This is a genomic window from Pseudomonas sp. GW823-FHT02C02 (assembly GCF_058797635.1).
The window spans coordinates 35,161-50,398 of record NZ_JBXAJV010000014.1; the positions used below are offsets into that span (position 1 = coordinate 35,161).

Genomic DNA, 15,238 nt, shown 5'->3' on the forward strand with positions numbered 1-15,238 from the left:
GTCCATGCCCGCCATGTCACCTTGCATACCACCAGAGCCCATACCGGCCATCTTGCTGTGATCCATGCCGGCCATGTCGCCCTGGTCCATGCCGGACATCTTGCTATGGTCCATGCCCGCCATGTCACCTTGCATACCACCAGAGCCCATACCGGCCATCTTGCTGTGATCCATGCCGGCCATGTCACCCTGGTCCATGCCGGACATCTTGCTATGGTCCATGCCCTTGCCGCCCTGCATGCTGCCGTGGTCCATGCCGTCCATGCCGCCCATGCTTCCGTGATCCATACCCATGTCGCCCATGGCGATCAGGGGACGAGGATCGATTTCAGGGACCGGAGCACTCATACCTTCACGGATGGCCAAGGTACCGCGGGCATAGCCGGTGCGGTCCATGGATTGGGCAAAAATCGTGTAGGCCTCCTGGTTAGCGAGCTCGACAATCACGTCGTAGGTCTCGGCCACGGCGATACGGAATTCGTCGACGCTGACCGGCTTGACGTACTGACCGTCGGCGGCCACCACTGTCATTTTCAGACCCGGAATCCGGACGTCGAAATAGCTCATGGCCGAGCCGTTAATGAAGCGCAAACGAAGTTTTTCGCCCGGCTTGAAGATGCCGGTCCAGTTCCCGTCAGGTGCCTGGCCGTTCATGAGGTAGGTGTAGGTGTAGCCGCTGACGTCGGCGAGGTCGGTGGGGCTCATCTTCATTTCGGCCCACATCTTCCGATCCGAAACTGTCGCAGCCCAGCCATTCTCGCTCACGTCGTTGATGAAGTCGCCCACGGTGCGCTTGTGGAAGTTGTAGTAGTCCGACTGCTTCTTGAGCTTGGCCAGGACCCGAGCGGGATCTTCATCAGTCCAATCAGACAACATCACCACGTAATCGCGATCATAACTGAACGGCTCAGGCTTCTTGGCATCGATGACCAGAGCACCGTAAACGCCGATCTGCTCCTGCAATCCAGAGTGGCTGTGATACCAATAGGTACCGTTTTGTTTGACCGTGAATTTGTACTCGTACATGCCATCGGGCGCGATGCCGTGGAAGCTCAGGCCGGGCACGCCATCCATGTTGGCCGGCAAAAGGATACCGTGCCAGTGAATTGAGGTGTCTTCGTTCAGACGGTTCTTCACGCGCAGCGTGACGGTGTCGCCTTCCCGCCAGCGCAGAGTTGGTCCAGGAATAGAACCGTTGATGGTCATCGCGGTTCGGGCCGCACCTGTGATATTCACCGGTGTCTCACCAATAAATAGATCGAACTCGGAGCCGGTCAGCACGTTGGGCTGACCAGGGCTGGTCACTGCCCAAACGGGTGTACGCCACAAGCCTAGGCCTCCGAGGATGCCGGTGGCGGCCAGGCCTTTAACGAAGGTTCGCCTTGAGGTTTTACATTGCATGCGGTTATGTCCAATCAGTCAGAGGAACCAGGGATGTACAACCATGACAACAGGTGATGAGCAGCTTCATCTTGGGAGGTTTTCCCTATCAGTCTTACCTGCTGCCGCTATTTTCAAATAGATTCGACAGCGAACTGAAGAGGCTGCCATATTCCAACCGCCTGGGTGATTACATTTCTGTAAGGTTGGCCACTTGTTAGCAGTTAGCGTGATCGGTCGACTTGACCTTGCTATCCGCAACCGGCGACTCTGCTTTCTGCTGCTGAGCCACTTGATAAGCTTCCATCGATGCTTTGCGGACCTGCTCCATACGGTCACCGCCACCTTCGGCCATTGCCAAAGAAGAAGCGGTAAGAGCGGCGACTACGAACAGGGCTTTGATTGGTTTCATTTGAATATTCCTCGATTCAGTTCAATAATCCCGGCAACCAGATTGGGTCGCTATCAGGAGTAGAGCTTTAGGCTCGAAGTAAGATTAACCAGAGTGACCTGTCATAAACCTGAGTTGAACATTACAGTTCTGTCAGGTTGACATTTCTTTCTTGTCGAGCCTCCGGCGTTTGTCGGGTAGCCGGACGCGGTTGCCCGACAAACGCCGAGAGTGCCCACCATGGTTATGGCCGAACATATGCATTAGCGGGCACAGCAACAGAATCAAATAAGGCAATCCCTGGGAGAGGTGGCCGTAATGTTCGCGGGCCACATAAAACACCCCGATTACGGCCAGCATGATCAACGCGATGCCAATCTTACTTTTCCAGAATGGCAGCTCAGCGCTGGAATGGTGATGGGAGTGGTCCATGATTCAAATCTTCGGGTGGTTAGAGGCGATATCGTTTGGCACAGTGAGATAGATAGGCTCTGCTGATAGCCAGTTGCCGAAGTCGATCAATCCGAACTCAACGAATGTTCACTTTGCCGACCATCCCCGATTGGTAATGACCGGGGAGGTTGCAAGCGAACTCAAGACCGGTTGTCTTGGTGAAGGTCCACACCAATTCTTCGGTGGCTCCCGGCTCGATCAAGACGCTGTTCGGCTCGTCGTGTTCCTTGCGGACCATCTTTTTTCCACCCATGGCAGGCCCCATGTTGCTCATGTCGTGGGTGCCAGTCGGAGAAAGCGTTCCCTTCTGAAGCATGATCGCCATTACCTTCTGGTGGGCGGCATGGGCGGCTGCCATGCCTAAGTTGAATTCGTGTAGCAGCGTGCCCTCGTTTTTGAGCACGAAGCGGATTGTTTCGCCCGGTTTGACATCAATGCTCTTTGGCTCGAAGAAGCTATCGCCCATCTTCAATTCGATGCTGCGATCAACCTTTTGGGCATTGCCTGGCTGACCGATGTCTACATTAACGTAGTTCGGGCTGGCGATGGCTGCAGACGCGGAAAACATAAGGCTGGAAACGAGAAACAGGAAAGTGGGCTTAGCTTTCATGGTGAACCTCGCAGGACGGAGTGGTTTAAACGCCTTTGATGCTAGCCAGGCTTAGCTGCCAGCTTACTTACGCAAAAATTACATAGGCAGAGTTAGCTGAGATCAGGTGCAGCCGGCACACAACGCCGGGGCACCTGGTCGTCGATTCAACGCCTTACAAACTCACCCACCATCCCAGCCTGGTAATGTCCCGGAAGGGTGCAGGCAAAGTTCAGGTTGGACGCATCGGCGAATGTCCAGACGAATTCCTTCGTCGTCCCAGGCTCAACGAGGATGGCGTTAGGATCGTCATGTTTTGCCTCAATGACCTCCGGATATCCCGGAGGATCGGAATCGCTAGGGGCAGTGAAGTGCTCCCGCCAGACGATCGACTTCGCCTTGCCCGTCGGCGTCAGCGTGCCGTCTTTGAATAGCGCCGCCATCTCGCGTTGATGTTTCAGCTGAGATTCGGCCTTGCCGATGTTGAATTCGTGCATCAGCGCCCCTTCGTTCTTTAACACGAAGCGGACGGTCTCGCCAGGCTTCACATCGATCGACTTCTGGCCGAAGCTAATGTCATCCATCTTGACGAAAACGGTACGCGTAGCAGGGGTTGCTTGGGCCTGTCGGCCAATGCTGGTTTCACTGCCAGGCGTTTGCGCAAAGGCTTGAGTTGTCGCTCCGAAGAGAAGTGCGGTGATCAACAGTTGGAGACGTGAACGTTTCATGATGAAACCTCACTGAGGTGGTTGGAAATCCTATGCTATTCCCCGGTTCCTGCCGGAGGGCTTACCCCAAAACTACAAATTAGTCAGCTTTAAAAAACGCGGCGCCGTTGTGGCGCCGCTAGGCCAAAGGAGCAATCACGGAAGGCCTTGAAGGGGGATTCTTATCGATGGCACTCTTTGTCAGCGATCATTAGCTTGTGCTCCCGCATCATCTGCCCGAGCGCGTCATCCACCAATTTGTCGTGCTTTTCCATCCAAGCGAGATGCTGTTCCGTAGATATACCGGGGGCTGGGTGTTCTTTGTGAAGCTGGCTCATCATCTCGTCGAGCATCTTCATGTGCTCCTTCATGTGCACATGGCGCTGGCCAGGGGGAGCCTTCTCCGCCTGGATCAATACGGCTTCAGCCTTATCCCGCATTTTTTCAATGCGCTCGAAGGTGCGATCACTGCCGCCCTCGGCCCAGGCAACAGAGGACAACAGCAGCGAACCAACCAGAAGCAGATGTTTAAGCAATTTCATGACAGTCTCCTCACAAGAAGCTGTGGCCGGCACCTCTGGTTGTTGTTCATGCGAGGGCCGAGAGCACAACCTAGTGCTCATGCTTGCACACTAGGCCAAGCTCCCTGACAGAGGCCTGAAGCCAGGATTACATTTTTGTAAGCTTCAGGTTGGGGGGGGCATTTGGCTGCACACTCAGGTCACTCTAAATTTGGAAACCGCCCACATGAAACTTCTGGTAGCTGAAGATGAGCCAAAAATAGGCACTTACCTGCAGCAGGGCCTCACTGAGGCTGGGTTCAACGTTGACCGCGTCATGACGGGAACGGATGCACTTCAGCATGCACTGAGCGAAGCGTATGACCTGTTGATTCTGGACGTGATGATGCCGGGTCTGGACGGCTGGGACGTACTGCGGATGGTGCGAGCAGCGGGGAAGGATGTCCCGGTGCTGTTTCTGACGGCACGTGACGGCGTCGAAGATCGCGTGAAAGGATTGGAGCTGGGTGCCGACGACTATTTGGTCAAGCCCTTCGCTTTTTCCGAATTGTTAGCCCGGGTCAGGACGCTGCTCCGCCGGGGCAATAGCTCGTCCACGCAGACCACCATGAAAATAGCAGATCTTGAAGTTGACTTGCTGAAACGTCGTGCCGTACGCAGTGGAAAGCGGATTGACCTGACGGCAAAGGAATTCTCGTTGCTCGAACTACTGCTGCGCCGACGCGGCGAAGTGCTTCCGAAGTCTTTGATCGCTTCTCAGGTCTGGGACATGAATTTCGATAGCGATACCAATGTGATCGAAGTTGCTGTTCGGCGTTTGCGAGCGAAAATTGACGATGACTTTGAACCGAAATTGATCCATACGGCCCGAGGTATGGGCTATATGCTTGATGCCCCGGAGTCGGAATGAGCCATCTGTCACTGACAGCGCGCATGAGCTTGATGTTCATGTTTGCGGTGATCGCCGTCCTCACCGTAGCAGGACTGAGCTTCAATGAGCTCAGTCGGCATCACTTCAGAATGCTCGATCGGCAAACGCTGATTGAAAAGCTCGAATCGACTCAGAAAATTTTGAGCAGCACACGTGGTCGCGCAGGTTTCATTGAGGTTCAGCCTCAGCTTAATGCCCTGCTGGGGGCGCATGAAGACCTAGCGGCGATCATCCTCGCAAATGATGGCACAGTGCTTTTTGCCGAGCCGAGGCCTTTCAATGTCCCCGAGAAATATCGACTTCACCCTGACCGCGGCATGTGGGAATGGCAAGAAGGCGGGCACATGTACCGCGGGATGACAGCGCAAGTGTCTGGCCCTTATCAACCCGAGCCCCTAACAGCCTTGCTGATCCTCGACGTCACCAATCACATGCACTTCTTTGAGACGCTGCTGCGATGGTTCTGGATCGGGCTGATCATCAGCGCCCTGATAAGTGCCGCGTTAGGATGGGTTGTCGCTCGCAGTGGGCTGAGACCTTTACGACAAGTGACCCAGGTGGCTACGTCGATGTCCGCCAGGTCACTGAAAGAGCGTATCCCACTGGAGCCAGTCCCCCTTGAGCTGCAGCAGTTGGTCACCTCGTTCAATGCGATGCTTGCCAGGCTAGATGATGCGTTTGTTCGGCTTTCGAATTTCTCTGCCGATATCGCCCATGAACTACGTACTCCGGTGAGCAACCTGATGACACACACAGAGGTGGTGCTCACCAAAAAGCGAAACATCGAAGCCTATGAAGAGAACCTCTACTCGAACCTGGAAGACCTGAAGCGCATGTCGCGGATAATCGACGAAATGCTGTTCCTGGCTAAATCTGACAACGGCTTGATCATTCCGGAGCTGACGCGTATCGAGCTCAGCGAGGTGGTCGCCAAACTGTTCGAGTACTACCACCTGCTGGCGGACGAGTGCGGCATCCACCTGACCGTATCCGGGTCAGGCAATGTCCTGGGTGACAAGTTGATGCTGGATCGTGCGATCTCAAATCTGCTGTCCAATGCACTGCGTTATACCCCCGAAGGGAAGACAATCTCAGTAACGATCCGTCAGACTGGTAACGCCGTCACCCTAACTGTTGAGAACCCTGGCGAGGCCATCAAGCCTGAGCACCTGGGTAAACTCTTCGACCGTTTTTATCGCGCCGATCCCGCCCGTCGCGAAGGCAATCCGAGCAATGCGGGGCTTGGGCTGGCTATTACCCGCTCCATCGCTGAGGCTCATCAAGGCAAGATCTGGTGTACCTCTGCCAACGGCTGGACCACCTTCCACCTGGAGTTCCCGGCGTTATGAGGGGCACGGGAAATGGTCAGGGCTGGTCACACTTGGCCCTTGACTCCGAAAGTTGACTGGAAAGCACCGCGTTATCTTGCAGGAGGAGCTGCTTGTCAGTGGTCAACTCGGTCAGTTGGGTTTCAGCTTGGGTTAAGCGTTCCGCCAGCAGGGCACGCTCCCGCTCGGTTACGGCCAGGTTCGTCTGCGTCACAGCCAAAGACTGTGCGCCATGCTCATGACGCTGTTCCAGTGCCTGATGCAGCTGGTTCAACTCGGTGAGTTGAAGTACCACCTGCTCCTGTGCGCTGCGGCTCTGGGTGAACAACTCCTGAGTCATAAGCAGGGTGCTCTACAGACGCTCGTTATCCTGTTTCAGATGCCGCTCTTGAGCCTGCAGTTCGCCGAGGTTGGTGTGCTGAAGGAGTAGGCGTTGCCGGAGTTCAGCCAGTTCGTGTTCCTGACGCTGCTGGCGTTGTTCAGCGTTCTGGCGCTCATCGGCGCGTTGTTGCGCGACCGACTCCTGGTAATGCTCAAACTGCACCCGCGCTTGCTGCAACTGTTGGGTCAGCACAGCCACTTCGGCGGCGCGGTCAGCCAGGCGCTGTCGAGCCCGAGCTTTTCACTGTCCAGACCGGCCAAGACGATCTCCTGACGCTGCACGGTGTCAACCAGCCCTTGGCTGTGTGTAGTGGCGGCGGCCAACGCTTGGGCCTGCTGCTCCTGAACGCTGAGTAACGCGTCGTGCTCGATGAACGCTTGCTGCAACTGCTCCTGCAGCGCGGCAGTCTCTGCCTGGTGAGCCTCTACGACATTCTGGAGTTGGAGGGCCGCCTCCACCTGAACTTTTTCGTAAACACCTTTCACCGCCAGGACGAGCTCCGCGGGCAATCCCAGCTCGGCCTGCGCCAGCGTGCCGGGATGCGCGGCTTTCCAGCGTTTTAACAACGGGGCAATCGTGCTTTTGCTGCCCGTCCCACCCAGGGCGGCGCGGATACCGTCGATCGTCGGGTTGTGGCCCGCGGCCACGAGCTGGGCTGCCGCCTGGGCGACATGCACATAAAGGACGCCGGAACGGGCCATCACCACCTCGGATCTTTTCGTAGCGTATTATGGAAAACGTAATACAACGCTTTAAGTACAGAATAGTTAAGCCGGCTGTGACTGCCAGTTAACCCACGATAAGCGCGGTTATCGTGGGTTATACGCACAAATTCGGCATTGGCCTCTATACTCGGCGGTACACGAGGCCTAAACAGGCGTTTTGGGATGACGACCCGCAATCACGACGAAAATCTGCCGCCAGTCCGGTCCAACGAGCCAACGGCGCTTGGCCGTACCCGCGGTACGCTTGCCACGCCCGAGCAATGGGCCCAGCAACATCAAAGCTTTCTCGCGGCAGCCACTTCCGACAACACTCGGCGCACCTATCGCTCGGCCATCCGCCACTTTCAGGCCTGGGGCGGCGTGCTGCCGTGCGATGAAGCCGCGCTGATTCGCTACCTGCTGGCCTTCGCGGGCGTGTTGAACCCGCGGACCCTGGCGCTGCGCCTCACCGCGCTGGCGCAATGGCACCGCTATCAGGGCTTTCCCGATCCGGCCGCCAGCGCCACCGTCCGCAAGACCATGCGCGGGATTGAGCGAGTAAACGGGCGGCCGCGACACAAAGCCAAGGCGCTGCTGCTGGAGGATCTCGAGCTCATCGTTTCGCACCTGGACACAGTCGAAGGGCTTGCCGCGCGGCGCGACAGTGCGCTGCTACAGCTGGGGTACTTCGGAGCATTCCGCCGCAGCGAGCTGGTCACGTTGGAGGTGCAGTACCTTCAGTGGGAGCGGGAAGGTCTGCGGATCACGCTGCCGCGCTCCAAGACCGATCAGAAGGGCGAGGGACTGGACAAGGCGATCCCGTTCGGCGACTGCGTCTGCTGCCCGGCAAAGGCGCTACGGTGTTGGTTGGATGCCGCTCAGATCGAGCAGGGGCCACTGTTCCGGCGAGTCAGTCGCTGGGGCGTGATCGGCGAGGTGGCGCTGCACGAGGGCAGCGTGAATACCATCCTGGCGGTACGTGCCGAAGCCGCGGGACTGTTGTCTGTACCCGAAATGAGCAGCCACAGCCTGCGCCGAGGGTTGGCCACCAGCGCTTACCGGGCTGGGGCTGACTTTCTCGAGATCAAGCGCCAGGGTGGCTGGCGGCACGATGGCACCGTACACGGCTATATCGAGGAGGCTAGAGCCTTCGAAGAAAACGCCGCCGGCTCGCTCTTACGGCGTAAACCATTAATCTAGCCCTCGATCTTGAGGGCGCTGGGTTGGAGGTTCGATTAGACCTGGTTGGAGTATTGGCGTTCTAAGGCACTCAATCCAAGGTGACATGCCGGCAAAACCTTGGACTCAATCCATGCTAACTGGGGTATTGGTGAACCAGCTCCAAGCCTATGCAGGCTACGTCAGGGAGTAGCATCCGGAAAATCTTATGCATTGACGGCGGACCTCAAGAAGGGCCTATAACCATTGCAGAAGGGGCCGAAGCTTGCGTTTTGTTTGTGTGAAATGACGATCCATAAAAAGATAATAAAATCATTAAGTTACAGGCCTGATGTCCTAATTTTCCCTTATCTCGGCATGACCCCTCAGATGGATCACTCGCCCCGTGTCAGAGTACGGCCGCTTTCTGCATTTGCTGACGCAGAGGAGTCAACCTCTTTGGCCTCAACCTGACAGGTCGAATGCTTAGCGTACGATTTTTTCCGTGTTCTCTATCGTCCCCCGGTAGGCCTAACGCACCTGGAGCAACGCACAATCGGCATCGCCAGTGCGGAGACCGGTTGCCTCGCTTCGGTAGTGATTCAAACGACGACAAGCCTCAGCAGCGAAAACAGCTCGGGCGGTTTCTTCATTGGCACTCAACTCGGGACCCACGCCTGTCTGCCAATCCTGTAACTGCAACATCGACCACCCTTGCATAGCGAGGGTGGTTTTTTTTGGGCGAAAGGAAAGCACCATGCTGAAACTCGTAATCGATCAACGACCAGGTGAACCGGACATTTTGCGCAAGGTGATGCATGCGGTGTTCGAGATCCGCTCCCTCGACGGCGAAGCACTCAAAGCCGTCAATGCACCTTCCACTGGCTGGACGCATGAGCTGCTTATGGCTGTTGCAGTACAGCATGAAGCGATCACCCGCTGCGGCGCCGATGGGGACTTGGGCGGCCAGTGGGTGGGCAGCACAGAAGTGCTGATGCTCAAACTGGGCAAACGGCAGGCTGGTGAAAACTGATGGCTTGCAGCGTGCCTGATTGCGGATTCTGAAAGGTTTGTTTTTACCGCTTGAATGGTGGGGTGTATATTGGTACACGTTACGAATCATAAAAGGCTTAATCCGATGGATAGCAATGCATCTCGCCGTTTGATCATGAAAGTTGTTACCGCCCTTGTGGTGCTGGTTGCTGCCCTCATCGCTCTGATGGCCACCCGCGCAGGATTGATCGATCTCTCTCCGAAAAACATTTTCATGGGGATGTTTGTGCTGATCGTCGGCGGCGCCCTGCTGAACATGGTGCAGGCCTTCATCTCAAGCGACAGCACCAGCCCACAAGACGATTCGATGGCTGCTGGGCCAGAAGGGAGAAATTGAAATGTTCGGTCTCAGCGAGGTGGTGGCGGTAGCCAAAGAGCCCGTTCGCTACCTATCCTCCAGGAGCAAGTTTTTCTCGCTTGCACCCACTGGGTTAAGCAATGCCCAGTGGGCTGAGCTGATGGATTTGCTTCGCGTGGAACAGGGGTGGACCGATACCCAACTGGGTAAACATATCGGCATCAGCATCTCCATGATCCGGCAGTGCCGGATCCAGATGCGCCCCCTGCCACCGGCGGCAAAAGTACGCATCCTTGCCGCAATGGGCGTCGAAATGACTCGATCATCCCTCATTGCAGCGCTGCCAACTGCTGTCAAGGAAGCCGTTGTAGCAGCTGACGGCCAATCTTCCTTCGTGCGCCGAACGCTGATCTACGGCTTCTTTGATCGCCTCGATGCCGGAGAGGACGCAGACGTCGTTGCTGGTTTTTTTGATGGCCTTGCGACGATAGCCGGCGTTGACCTGGTCTGTCTGGCGGAGCGTTTGGGGCTGTCACTGACCGAACTGACTGATCTACGCGATGGGCGTAGGCCTATTCCTTTTCTGGTGAAGGTGTCCATCACCGAATCGTTCGCCGCACAAGACATGGGGCCTTTGATACTTTCCCTGCTCCCAACTGCTTGAACACGCTTTGCTGATTGACTTCTTTCGATCACAGATTAAGTATACGTGTTATGAATCCTTGCAATGCAAGACGCGTATCGAACCATGAGCACTCTGGTGTGAAAGGAGATTTTGATGAACAACGCCCATATCTCTGCGATGACGAAAAGGCTGTGCGGTCACATCGACATGTACAGCTTCAGCAGCAAAGGCCGCAGTGGGCGCCGTAGTGACACCTTGTACGCAACCGCCACTGTCTGTGGCGAGTGTCGAGCCAGGCTTGGCGGTTTGATCGCGAATCCTGATGCAGGCTTCTTCCCGCTAGCCCTTCCAGCGCTCGCCGGGCGTGAAAACGCGGTCTGCTGGGCGAAAGACATCCGGCTCAAGCTTTTGAGGAAATTGGGGCCAGTAATGGCCCAGCTCAAGAAGAGTCAGGATCCTCTGGCGACAGCGGCTCTTGCGACCTTCGAAATGCTCTTCAAGATTCCAACTGCCCTTTTTTGGATTGAAAACCGCGAATTTCCGTTCGATTGCGCATGGGTTGTATTTGAAGTGGAGCACCTGATGCGGCCTCGCCCGACGAGCACCGTGCGCCTGAGCGGTAGCTCCGCGTTTGTGTACTGGTCCCAGGCGGATCACTCGGTTATTGCCGCCGCCAAGGTAGCGGCTAGCGCGGTAATAGACGTTGACGTCGTACCAGCAGCCCAAGCTGTTTTTGAAGCTCAGGCCCCCTCGCAGCCAGCTACAGCTCAATCCATTTTTCTTTAACACTCACCATCACTCGGAGGCTCACTATGCAGGTTGAGGCATCAACGATCCAAAAACTCGAGATTACAGACGCGGATGCCCTCGATCCTGTGACGTGTATCTTGCAAGACTTAGGGCGGTACCGCGGTAGCCTCACAGTTACCTGCTTTGGGCGAAGCTGGACCCATCACTGGAACAACACCGGTGCCAACTCAATCGCTGAGTTCGTTGCCTGGCAGAACGCTGAACATTTGGCATCAGCACTGGCACCGATGATGAGGCAGACGGTATACGACGGGTCTCTGCTTGTGGCCTATGCCAAACGTGTCGTCGTGGAGCGGCGTCTCGGCATCAGCCTCGATTACGATTCTCTAGAGAAGGATGAAGCTCGCCGGCTCTACAACGCTTGCGAAAGCTTGCGTGGTTATGTGGCTTTTGAATCGCTGCCCTCAACTCTCATGACTGACCTGTTCGGTGACGAGTGGTTTTACGCCGCGGGGCATGCGGAAGGACCGAATCCAGACTTCGTGTACCTCACACGTATCAGCCAAGCGGTTATCGATGGACTGGCTCAAGTCCGCCCGGCCAGCGCGGGGAAAAATCGGTTTGGGCTCGACATGGATTACCTCAAGCGGAAACTCAACCGTTTGATTCGTGATCTTGCTGACTTCCCACCAGATGAAGCAGCCCGCGAACTCGCCCGCATAGCACGGACAGCGGATGCCACTGTCTTGGCAGAAGATGAATTCAACCTGGGCGAGTCCGCGGCTCAAGACCACCCGTGCCGTTATCACGACGGTGTGCGGCAATGCGACGGTAGTGGATTCCTCTCCGACCCCAAATACACCGTTATGTCTCCAGAACATGCTAAGCCATGCCCATGCTGCAACACCATGTTGTGGTTGATGGACGCCAGAAACGAGGCGGGCTCCCTCGCGTTGACCGGTACCGACCGAATCACGGTCGAGCGCGTTTGGCTCGATGCGTTGAGCACTGCGTACCGAGCGAACGCTGATCAGGTATTACGCGCTCTGGAAGCGATAGGCGCTGTCGACGTGTTGATTCCGGTGAAAGGTGAGGGGAATTCGCTGATTCGCCGTTATAACGCGCCTGAGGCCGCTGCTGAGTCCGAAAAGGACGAGGAGGCCATTAATGAGTTTGCAGTGCAGCTGAAGGTCAAGATGGCCAAGTCTCGCGCAAAGGGCCGTGATGGGTGGCACCGGAAGGATCAGTGCTCATCCGCAACCTTGAGTCGCATGCTGCGGGAGCACGTGGAAAAGGGCGATCCGATCGATATCGGCATTTTTAGCATGATGCTTCAACAACGCGGGGAGTGCATTGAGCTCGCCCCGGTTGCCTGTGAAGCCTAACTTCAATCTTGAGATTTCATGATGACTAAACAGCTTCAGTGGTCAGCCATCCTATGGGGTTGCCTGTTCTGGGCGAACGCTCAAGCGGTTGAAATGACCTTGTCGTCGAACGCGACCGAAATTCCCCAGGGCCAGATTAAGGACGCGATCATTTCAAACTTGCCTACAGCCGTTTCTCAGCTCGGGAGTGACTACCAGTTGTTCGCCATCGTCGAGACCGGCGACTACATGCCTGGGCAGCGGCTCTACAGTTACTCGGTGACCCTTCACCGGAAGGTGATTGAGTCAGGTACAGGTAAGCCATATTGGGTGCCAACCGGGGGCATTCGTGGCCACGGTGTTGCTCAGGAGAGCGAAACGGTACTGAGCAATTTGAAGTCAGACGTTATCGCCGGCGCCAAGGCTGGATCGTTCAAATTGGACCAGATGTAGTTTTTCATTCGGAAGAACTAAGTCTGTCGCGAACACTCGTTCAGTGTAGAAAGCGCGCTTACGAAGGTGCAATTGCCACAACCGCACCGCACCAAAGCCGGCTCGTAGGCGCGGTCAGATCCTCTGGATTTGATCGCGTCTTTTCTTTTAAACACCAGTTTTTCCGTTCATCCCGCCGCAACGGCCTGGTAGGCCTGCTCCTCAGGTTCCCGTAACAGGTGGCTGGCCAGCGTCCATCGAGGTTGGCTTGGGTTCGCTAGACAACTCACTTGCAAGCAACCTGAATCCACCCTGATGTTCAAAGTACAACGTGCTCGACAGACTTAAATCTTCTCCTGCGACAGACTTTTCACCTCAAGCTCAGTTGTTTCAGCGTGACAAGAAAGCGTTGAAAGGGTGTAATGCACGCTGCGTACGTTTACGCGTTATGTATCTAAACAAACATCCTAATAAACAAGCTTGGGGTTGGAGCTCATATGCACAAACCAATGGTCTTGGCAGTGGTAACAGGGGTGTTGTCAGCGCCTCTTTTGGCGTCGACATCGTACGGTTTTTCTCTGTTCCCTGAGAGCACTCAATCTGGTGCATCCCCGTTGCTCGCTTCGGGCATGGCCATCGCCCTGCTGGCCGGCGGGTATTACTGGGTTCAACGCGTCCGGCGTTTCTCCAAATCTCAGGAACAACGAGAGCAGCGGCAGCTGAGGGCGATGGAAAAGCTTGCAATTCGCATCGAAGAGGCTGAACGCACGTTGTTCAAGAGCAACTACCTGACACACGCGACCAGGACAGAACTTCGACATGCTCTGGACGCGATATCTACAGATACCGTCCGAGCAATCGGTAATCTGCGCCGACATCAGGACCTCCCAGATTCAATATTCCGCAAGTTGATGTCCCGGTCTGATGAGTTGTTCGACATCCTTGACACCTCAATGACGACCGCAGTGCCGGAGAGTGAGGAGGGCAGTGAACCATTGCTGATGCCACGACGTTCCAATCCATTGCCACGGCCGAAGCCTCAGTCACGCCCACAAGATGCATTGAGCTCATTGGAGCCAATCCATCTTCAAGCAGCAACCATCCCCATGCCAGCGAAGGTGCAGCCCAAAGGCGCCAATGCCGATGACGCTTCGAAGCTGACCCTGCCTGATCTGGGAATGACGTCAATCCTATTGGGAGGTGGGATGTTTTACGCAGCTGATGACCAGGGCAGCGAGCTCGCCGGCAGCACGGTTGACGGCGGTTTGGAGTGATCGACCTTACCAGGACGAATTATGTCGACTGATCTCCCGTTGAATGCAGCTCCTCGAACAGCCACTCGGTCGGCACGAGCCGCACGTCGTATTACCGATCCTGAGCTCCAGGGAATCACGCGGGATCACCGGGCCGCCGCCCCATCAGATGCTGGTTGGCGTGTTCGGTTGATGAAGGACAGCCAATTCGTCGCCGATCGCCATTTCCGCGACCAGGCTTACGGCGGCCCACAGCGTGCCAAGAAGGCCGCACGCTGTTACCGCGACGATATGGCCAAGGAGCACAGCATCGTCCTCACGGCCGCAAGCAATGGCGATCTGGCAGTGTTGCGTCGCGGTGCTGGTCAGACTCAGCGCGATCTCGCCCAGATCCTTCGTGTGTCCAGTTCGCAAATTGCCAAATGGGAACGTGGGGCAGTGCCTGGTGCCGTGCTGTCGTTAGCCGGCGCCTTGCTGTCGCAACAGGTCGTTTGCCCCACTGCTGAAATTACAGGCGATGATATTCGCCGTATCCGAACCCAGATCCTGAAGTGGACTCAGCAACAGCTTGCCGCAGAGCTTGATCGCGCATACGCGGCGGTCGGGCAATGGGAGCGAGGAGGGCGGCGAGCACCAGGTTGGGTGTTGGTCTATCTTCAGGCAGTCAACGATGGGTGGAATAGAGAGCACAGTACGGAGAGCAGCAGTGCCTGACGAAGCGGTCATCAATGCAGTTGCGCAATGGAAATCCGAGAAGCCCATGAGTAAGGTGCTGCCCCTACGGTTCGCAGATGGCACACGCCTTGATCACTTAGAAATTGATTGCGCCAACTGCGCCCGGGTTCTGCGTGCACAGCATCAGCGAGGTATGGTCTGCATGGTCATGGCAGATACCTACAGGCTCAAAGGCCTGGCAGCG

At 56.2% G+C, this 15,238-nt stretch carries 20 protein-coding genes; 11 read left to right on the forward strand and 9 right to left on the reverse strand.

Going from position 1 to position 15,238, the window contains the following annotated elements; all coding sequences use genetic code 11:
- The 6 genes from AC1ROI_RS22785 to AC1ROI_RS22810 all read right to left on the reverse strand — a co-directional run.
- Nucleotides 1–1,401: copper resistance system multicopper oxidase (locus AC1ROI_RS22785; protein WP_492572295.1), on the reverse strand; the 1,401-nt coding region annotated here is incomplete at its 3' end.
- Between the two features lie 196 nt (nucleotides 1,402–1,597).
- Nucleotides 1,598–1,792, reverse strand: coding sequence for a co-regulatory protein PtrA N-terminal domain-containing protein (locus AC1ROI_RS22790; protein WP_102599546.1), 195 nt, complete (start codon nucleotides 1,790–1,792; stop codon nucleotides 1,598–1,600).
- Between the two features lie 132 nt (nucleotides 1,793–1,924).
- Entirely contained in the window at nucleotides 1,925–2,203 is a 279-nt protein-coding gene (locus AC1ROI_RS22795) for a DUF2933 domain-containing protein (protein ID WP_102599545.1), read from the reverse strand.
- A gap of 97 nt (nucleotides 2,204–2,300) precedes the next feature.
- Nucleotides 2,301–2,834 (reverse strand): cupredoxin domain-containing protein, encoded by a 534-nt coding sequence (locus tag AC1ROI_RS22800; RefSeq protein ID WP_102599544.1) that lies wholly within the window; start codon nucleotides 2,832–2,834, stop codon nucleotides 2,301–2,303.
- A 146-nt stretch (nucleotides 2,835–2,980) separates the two neighbouring features.
- Nucleotides 2,981–3,541 carry a cupredoxin domain-containing protein gene (locus AC1ROI_RS22805; RefSeq protein WP_102599543.1) on the reverse strand — a complete coding sequence of 187 codons (561 nt, stop codon included), beginning with the start codon at nucleotides 3,539–3,541 and terminating at the stop codon, nucleotides 2,981–2,983.
- A 161-nt stretch (nucleotides 3,542–3,702) separates the two neighbouring features.
- Entirely contained in the window at nucleotides 3,703–4,062 is a 360-nt protein-coding gene (locus AC1ROI_RS22810; RefSeq protein ID WP_102599542.1) for a co-regulatory protein PtrA N-terminal domain-containing protein, read from the reverse strand.
- A gap of 205 nt (nucleotides 4,063–4,267) precedes the next feature.
- On the opposite strand from AC1ROI_RS22810, the gene AC1ROI_RS22815 reads away from it, so the two are divergent.
- Both AC1ROI_RS22815 and AC1ROI_RS22820 read left to right on the forward strand, forming a co-directional pair.
- Complete coding sequence (locus tag AC1ROI_RS22815) at nucleotides 4,268–4,951, forward strand: heavy metal response regulator transcription factor (RefSeq protein ID WP_102599541.1); 684 nt, start codon at nucleotides 4,268–4,270, stop codon at nucleotides 4,949–4,951.
- The gene (locus AC1ROI_RS22820; protein WP_102599540.1) at nucleotides 4,948–6,321 is read left to right on the forward strand and encodes a heavy metal sensor histidine kinase; all 1,374 of its coding nucleotides are present in this window, start codon (nucleotides 4,948–4,950) and stop codon (nucleotides 6,319–6,321) included. The genes AC1ROI_RS22815 and AC1ROI_RS22820 overlap by 4 nt, the downstream gene beginning before the upstream one ends.
- Nucleotides 6,322–6,337: 16 nt before the next feature.
- On the opposite strand, the gene AC1ROI_RS22825 is transcribed toward AC1ROI_RS22820, so the two are convergent.
- The 3 genes from AC1ROI_RS22825 to AC1ROI_RS22835 are packed head-to-tail and all read right to left on the reverse strand — an operon-like array spanning nucleotide 6,338 to nucleotide 7,383.
- Nucleotides 6,338–6,640, reverse strand: a complete 303-nt coding sequence (locus AC1ROI_RS22825) for a hypothetical protein (protein ID WP_102599539.1) — start codon at nucleotides 6,638–6,640, stop codon at nucleotides 6,338–6,340.
- 12 nt (nucleotides 6,641–6,652) lie between these two features.
- Complete coding sequence (locus tag AC1ROI_RS22830) at nucleotides 6,653–6,874, reverse strand: hypothetical protein (protein ID WP_102599538.1); 222 nt, start codon at nucleotides 6,872–6,874, stop codon at nucleotides 6,653–6,655.
- On the reverse strand, nucleotides 6,868–7,383 hold the full coding sequence (locus AC1ROI_RS22835; protein WP_102599537.1) for a DNA-binding protein: 516 nt from the start codon (nucleotides 7,381–7,383) through the stop codon (nucleotides 6,868–6,870). The genes AC1ROI_RS22830 and AC1ROI_RS22835 overlap by 7 nt, the downstream gene beginning before the upstream one ends.
- A gap of 186 nt (nucleotides 7,384–7,569) precedes the next feature.
- Between AC1ROI_RS22835 and AC1ROI_RS22840 the strand changes: the two genes are divergently transcribed.
- The 9 genes from AC1ROI_RS22840 to AC1ROI_RS22880 all read left to right on the forward strand — a co-directional run bounded on the left by AC1ROI_RS22840 (nucleotide 7,570) and on the right by AC1ROI_RS22880 (nucleotide 15,033).
- Nucleotides 7,570–8,586, forward strand: coding sequence for a site-specific integrase (locus AC1ROI_RS22840; protein WP_102599536.1), 1,017 nt, complete (start codon nucleotides 7,570–7,572; stop codon nucleotides 8,584–8,586).
- Between the two features lie 715 nt (nucleotides 8,587–9,301).
- A complete protein-coding gene (locus AC1ROI_RS22845; RefSeq protein ID WP_102599534.1) occupies nucleotides 9,302–9,577 on the forward strand; it encodes a hypothetical protein in 276 nt (91 codons plus the stop codon).
- A gap of 105 nt (nucleotides 9,578–9,682) precedes the next feature.
- Nucleotides 9,683–9,934 (forward strand): hypothetical protein, encoded by a 252-nt coding sequence (locus AC1ROI_RS22850; RefSeq protein WP_102599533.1) that lies wholly within the window; start codon nucleotides 9,683–9,685, stop codon nucleotides 9,932–9,934.
- A 1-nt stretch (nucleotide 9,935) separates the two neighbouring features.
- The gene (locus tag AC1ROI_RS22855) at nucleotides 9,936–10,559 is read left to right on the forward strand and encodes a helix-turn-helix domain-containing protein (protein ID WP_102599532.1); all 624 of its coding nucleotides are present in this window, start codon (nucleotides 9,936–9,938) and stop codon (nucleotides 10,557–10,559) included.
- Nucleotides 10,560–10,673: 114 nt separating this feature from the next.
- Nucleotides 10,674–11,306, forward strand: coding sequence for a hypothetical protein (locus AC1ROI_RS22860; protein ID WP_102599531.1), 633 nt, complete (start codon nucleotides 10,674–10,676; stop codon nucleotides 11,304–11,306).
- 26 nt (nucleotides 11,307–11,332) lie between these two features.
- On the forward strand, nucleotides 11,333–12,655 hold the full coding sequence (locus tag AC1ROI_RS22865) for a phiTE_072 family protein (RefSeq protein WP_207235032.1): 1,323 nt from the start codon (nucleotides 11,333–11,335) through the stop codon (nucleotides 12,653–12,655).
- Nucleotides 12,656–12,673: 18 nt separating this feature from the next.
- On the forward strand, nucleotides 12,674–13,087 hold the full coding sequence (locus AC1ROI_RS22870) for a hypothetical protein (RefSeq protein ID WP_173678006.1): 414 nt from the start codon (nucleotides 12,674–12,676) through the stop codon (nucleotides 13,085–13,087).
- Nucleotides 13,088–13,563: 476 nt separating this feature from the next.
- Nucleotides 13,564–14,340 (forward strand): hypothetical protein, encoded by a 777-nt coding sequence (locus AC1ROI_RS22875; protein ID WP_102599530.1) that lies wholly within the window; start codon nucleotides 13,564–13,566, stop codon nucleotides 14,338–14,340.
- Between the two features lie 171 nt (nucleotides 14,341–14,511).
- Entirely contained in the window at nucleotides 14,512–15,033 is a 522-nt protein-coding gene (locus tag AC1ROI_RS22880; protein WP_219736104.1) for a helix-turn-helix domain-containing protein, read from the forward strand.
- Nucleotides 15,034–15,238: the final 205 nt, after the last annotated feature.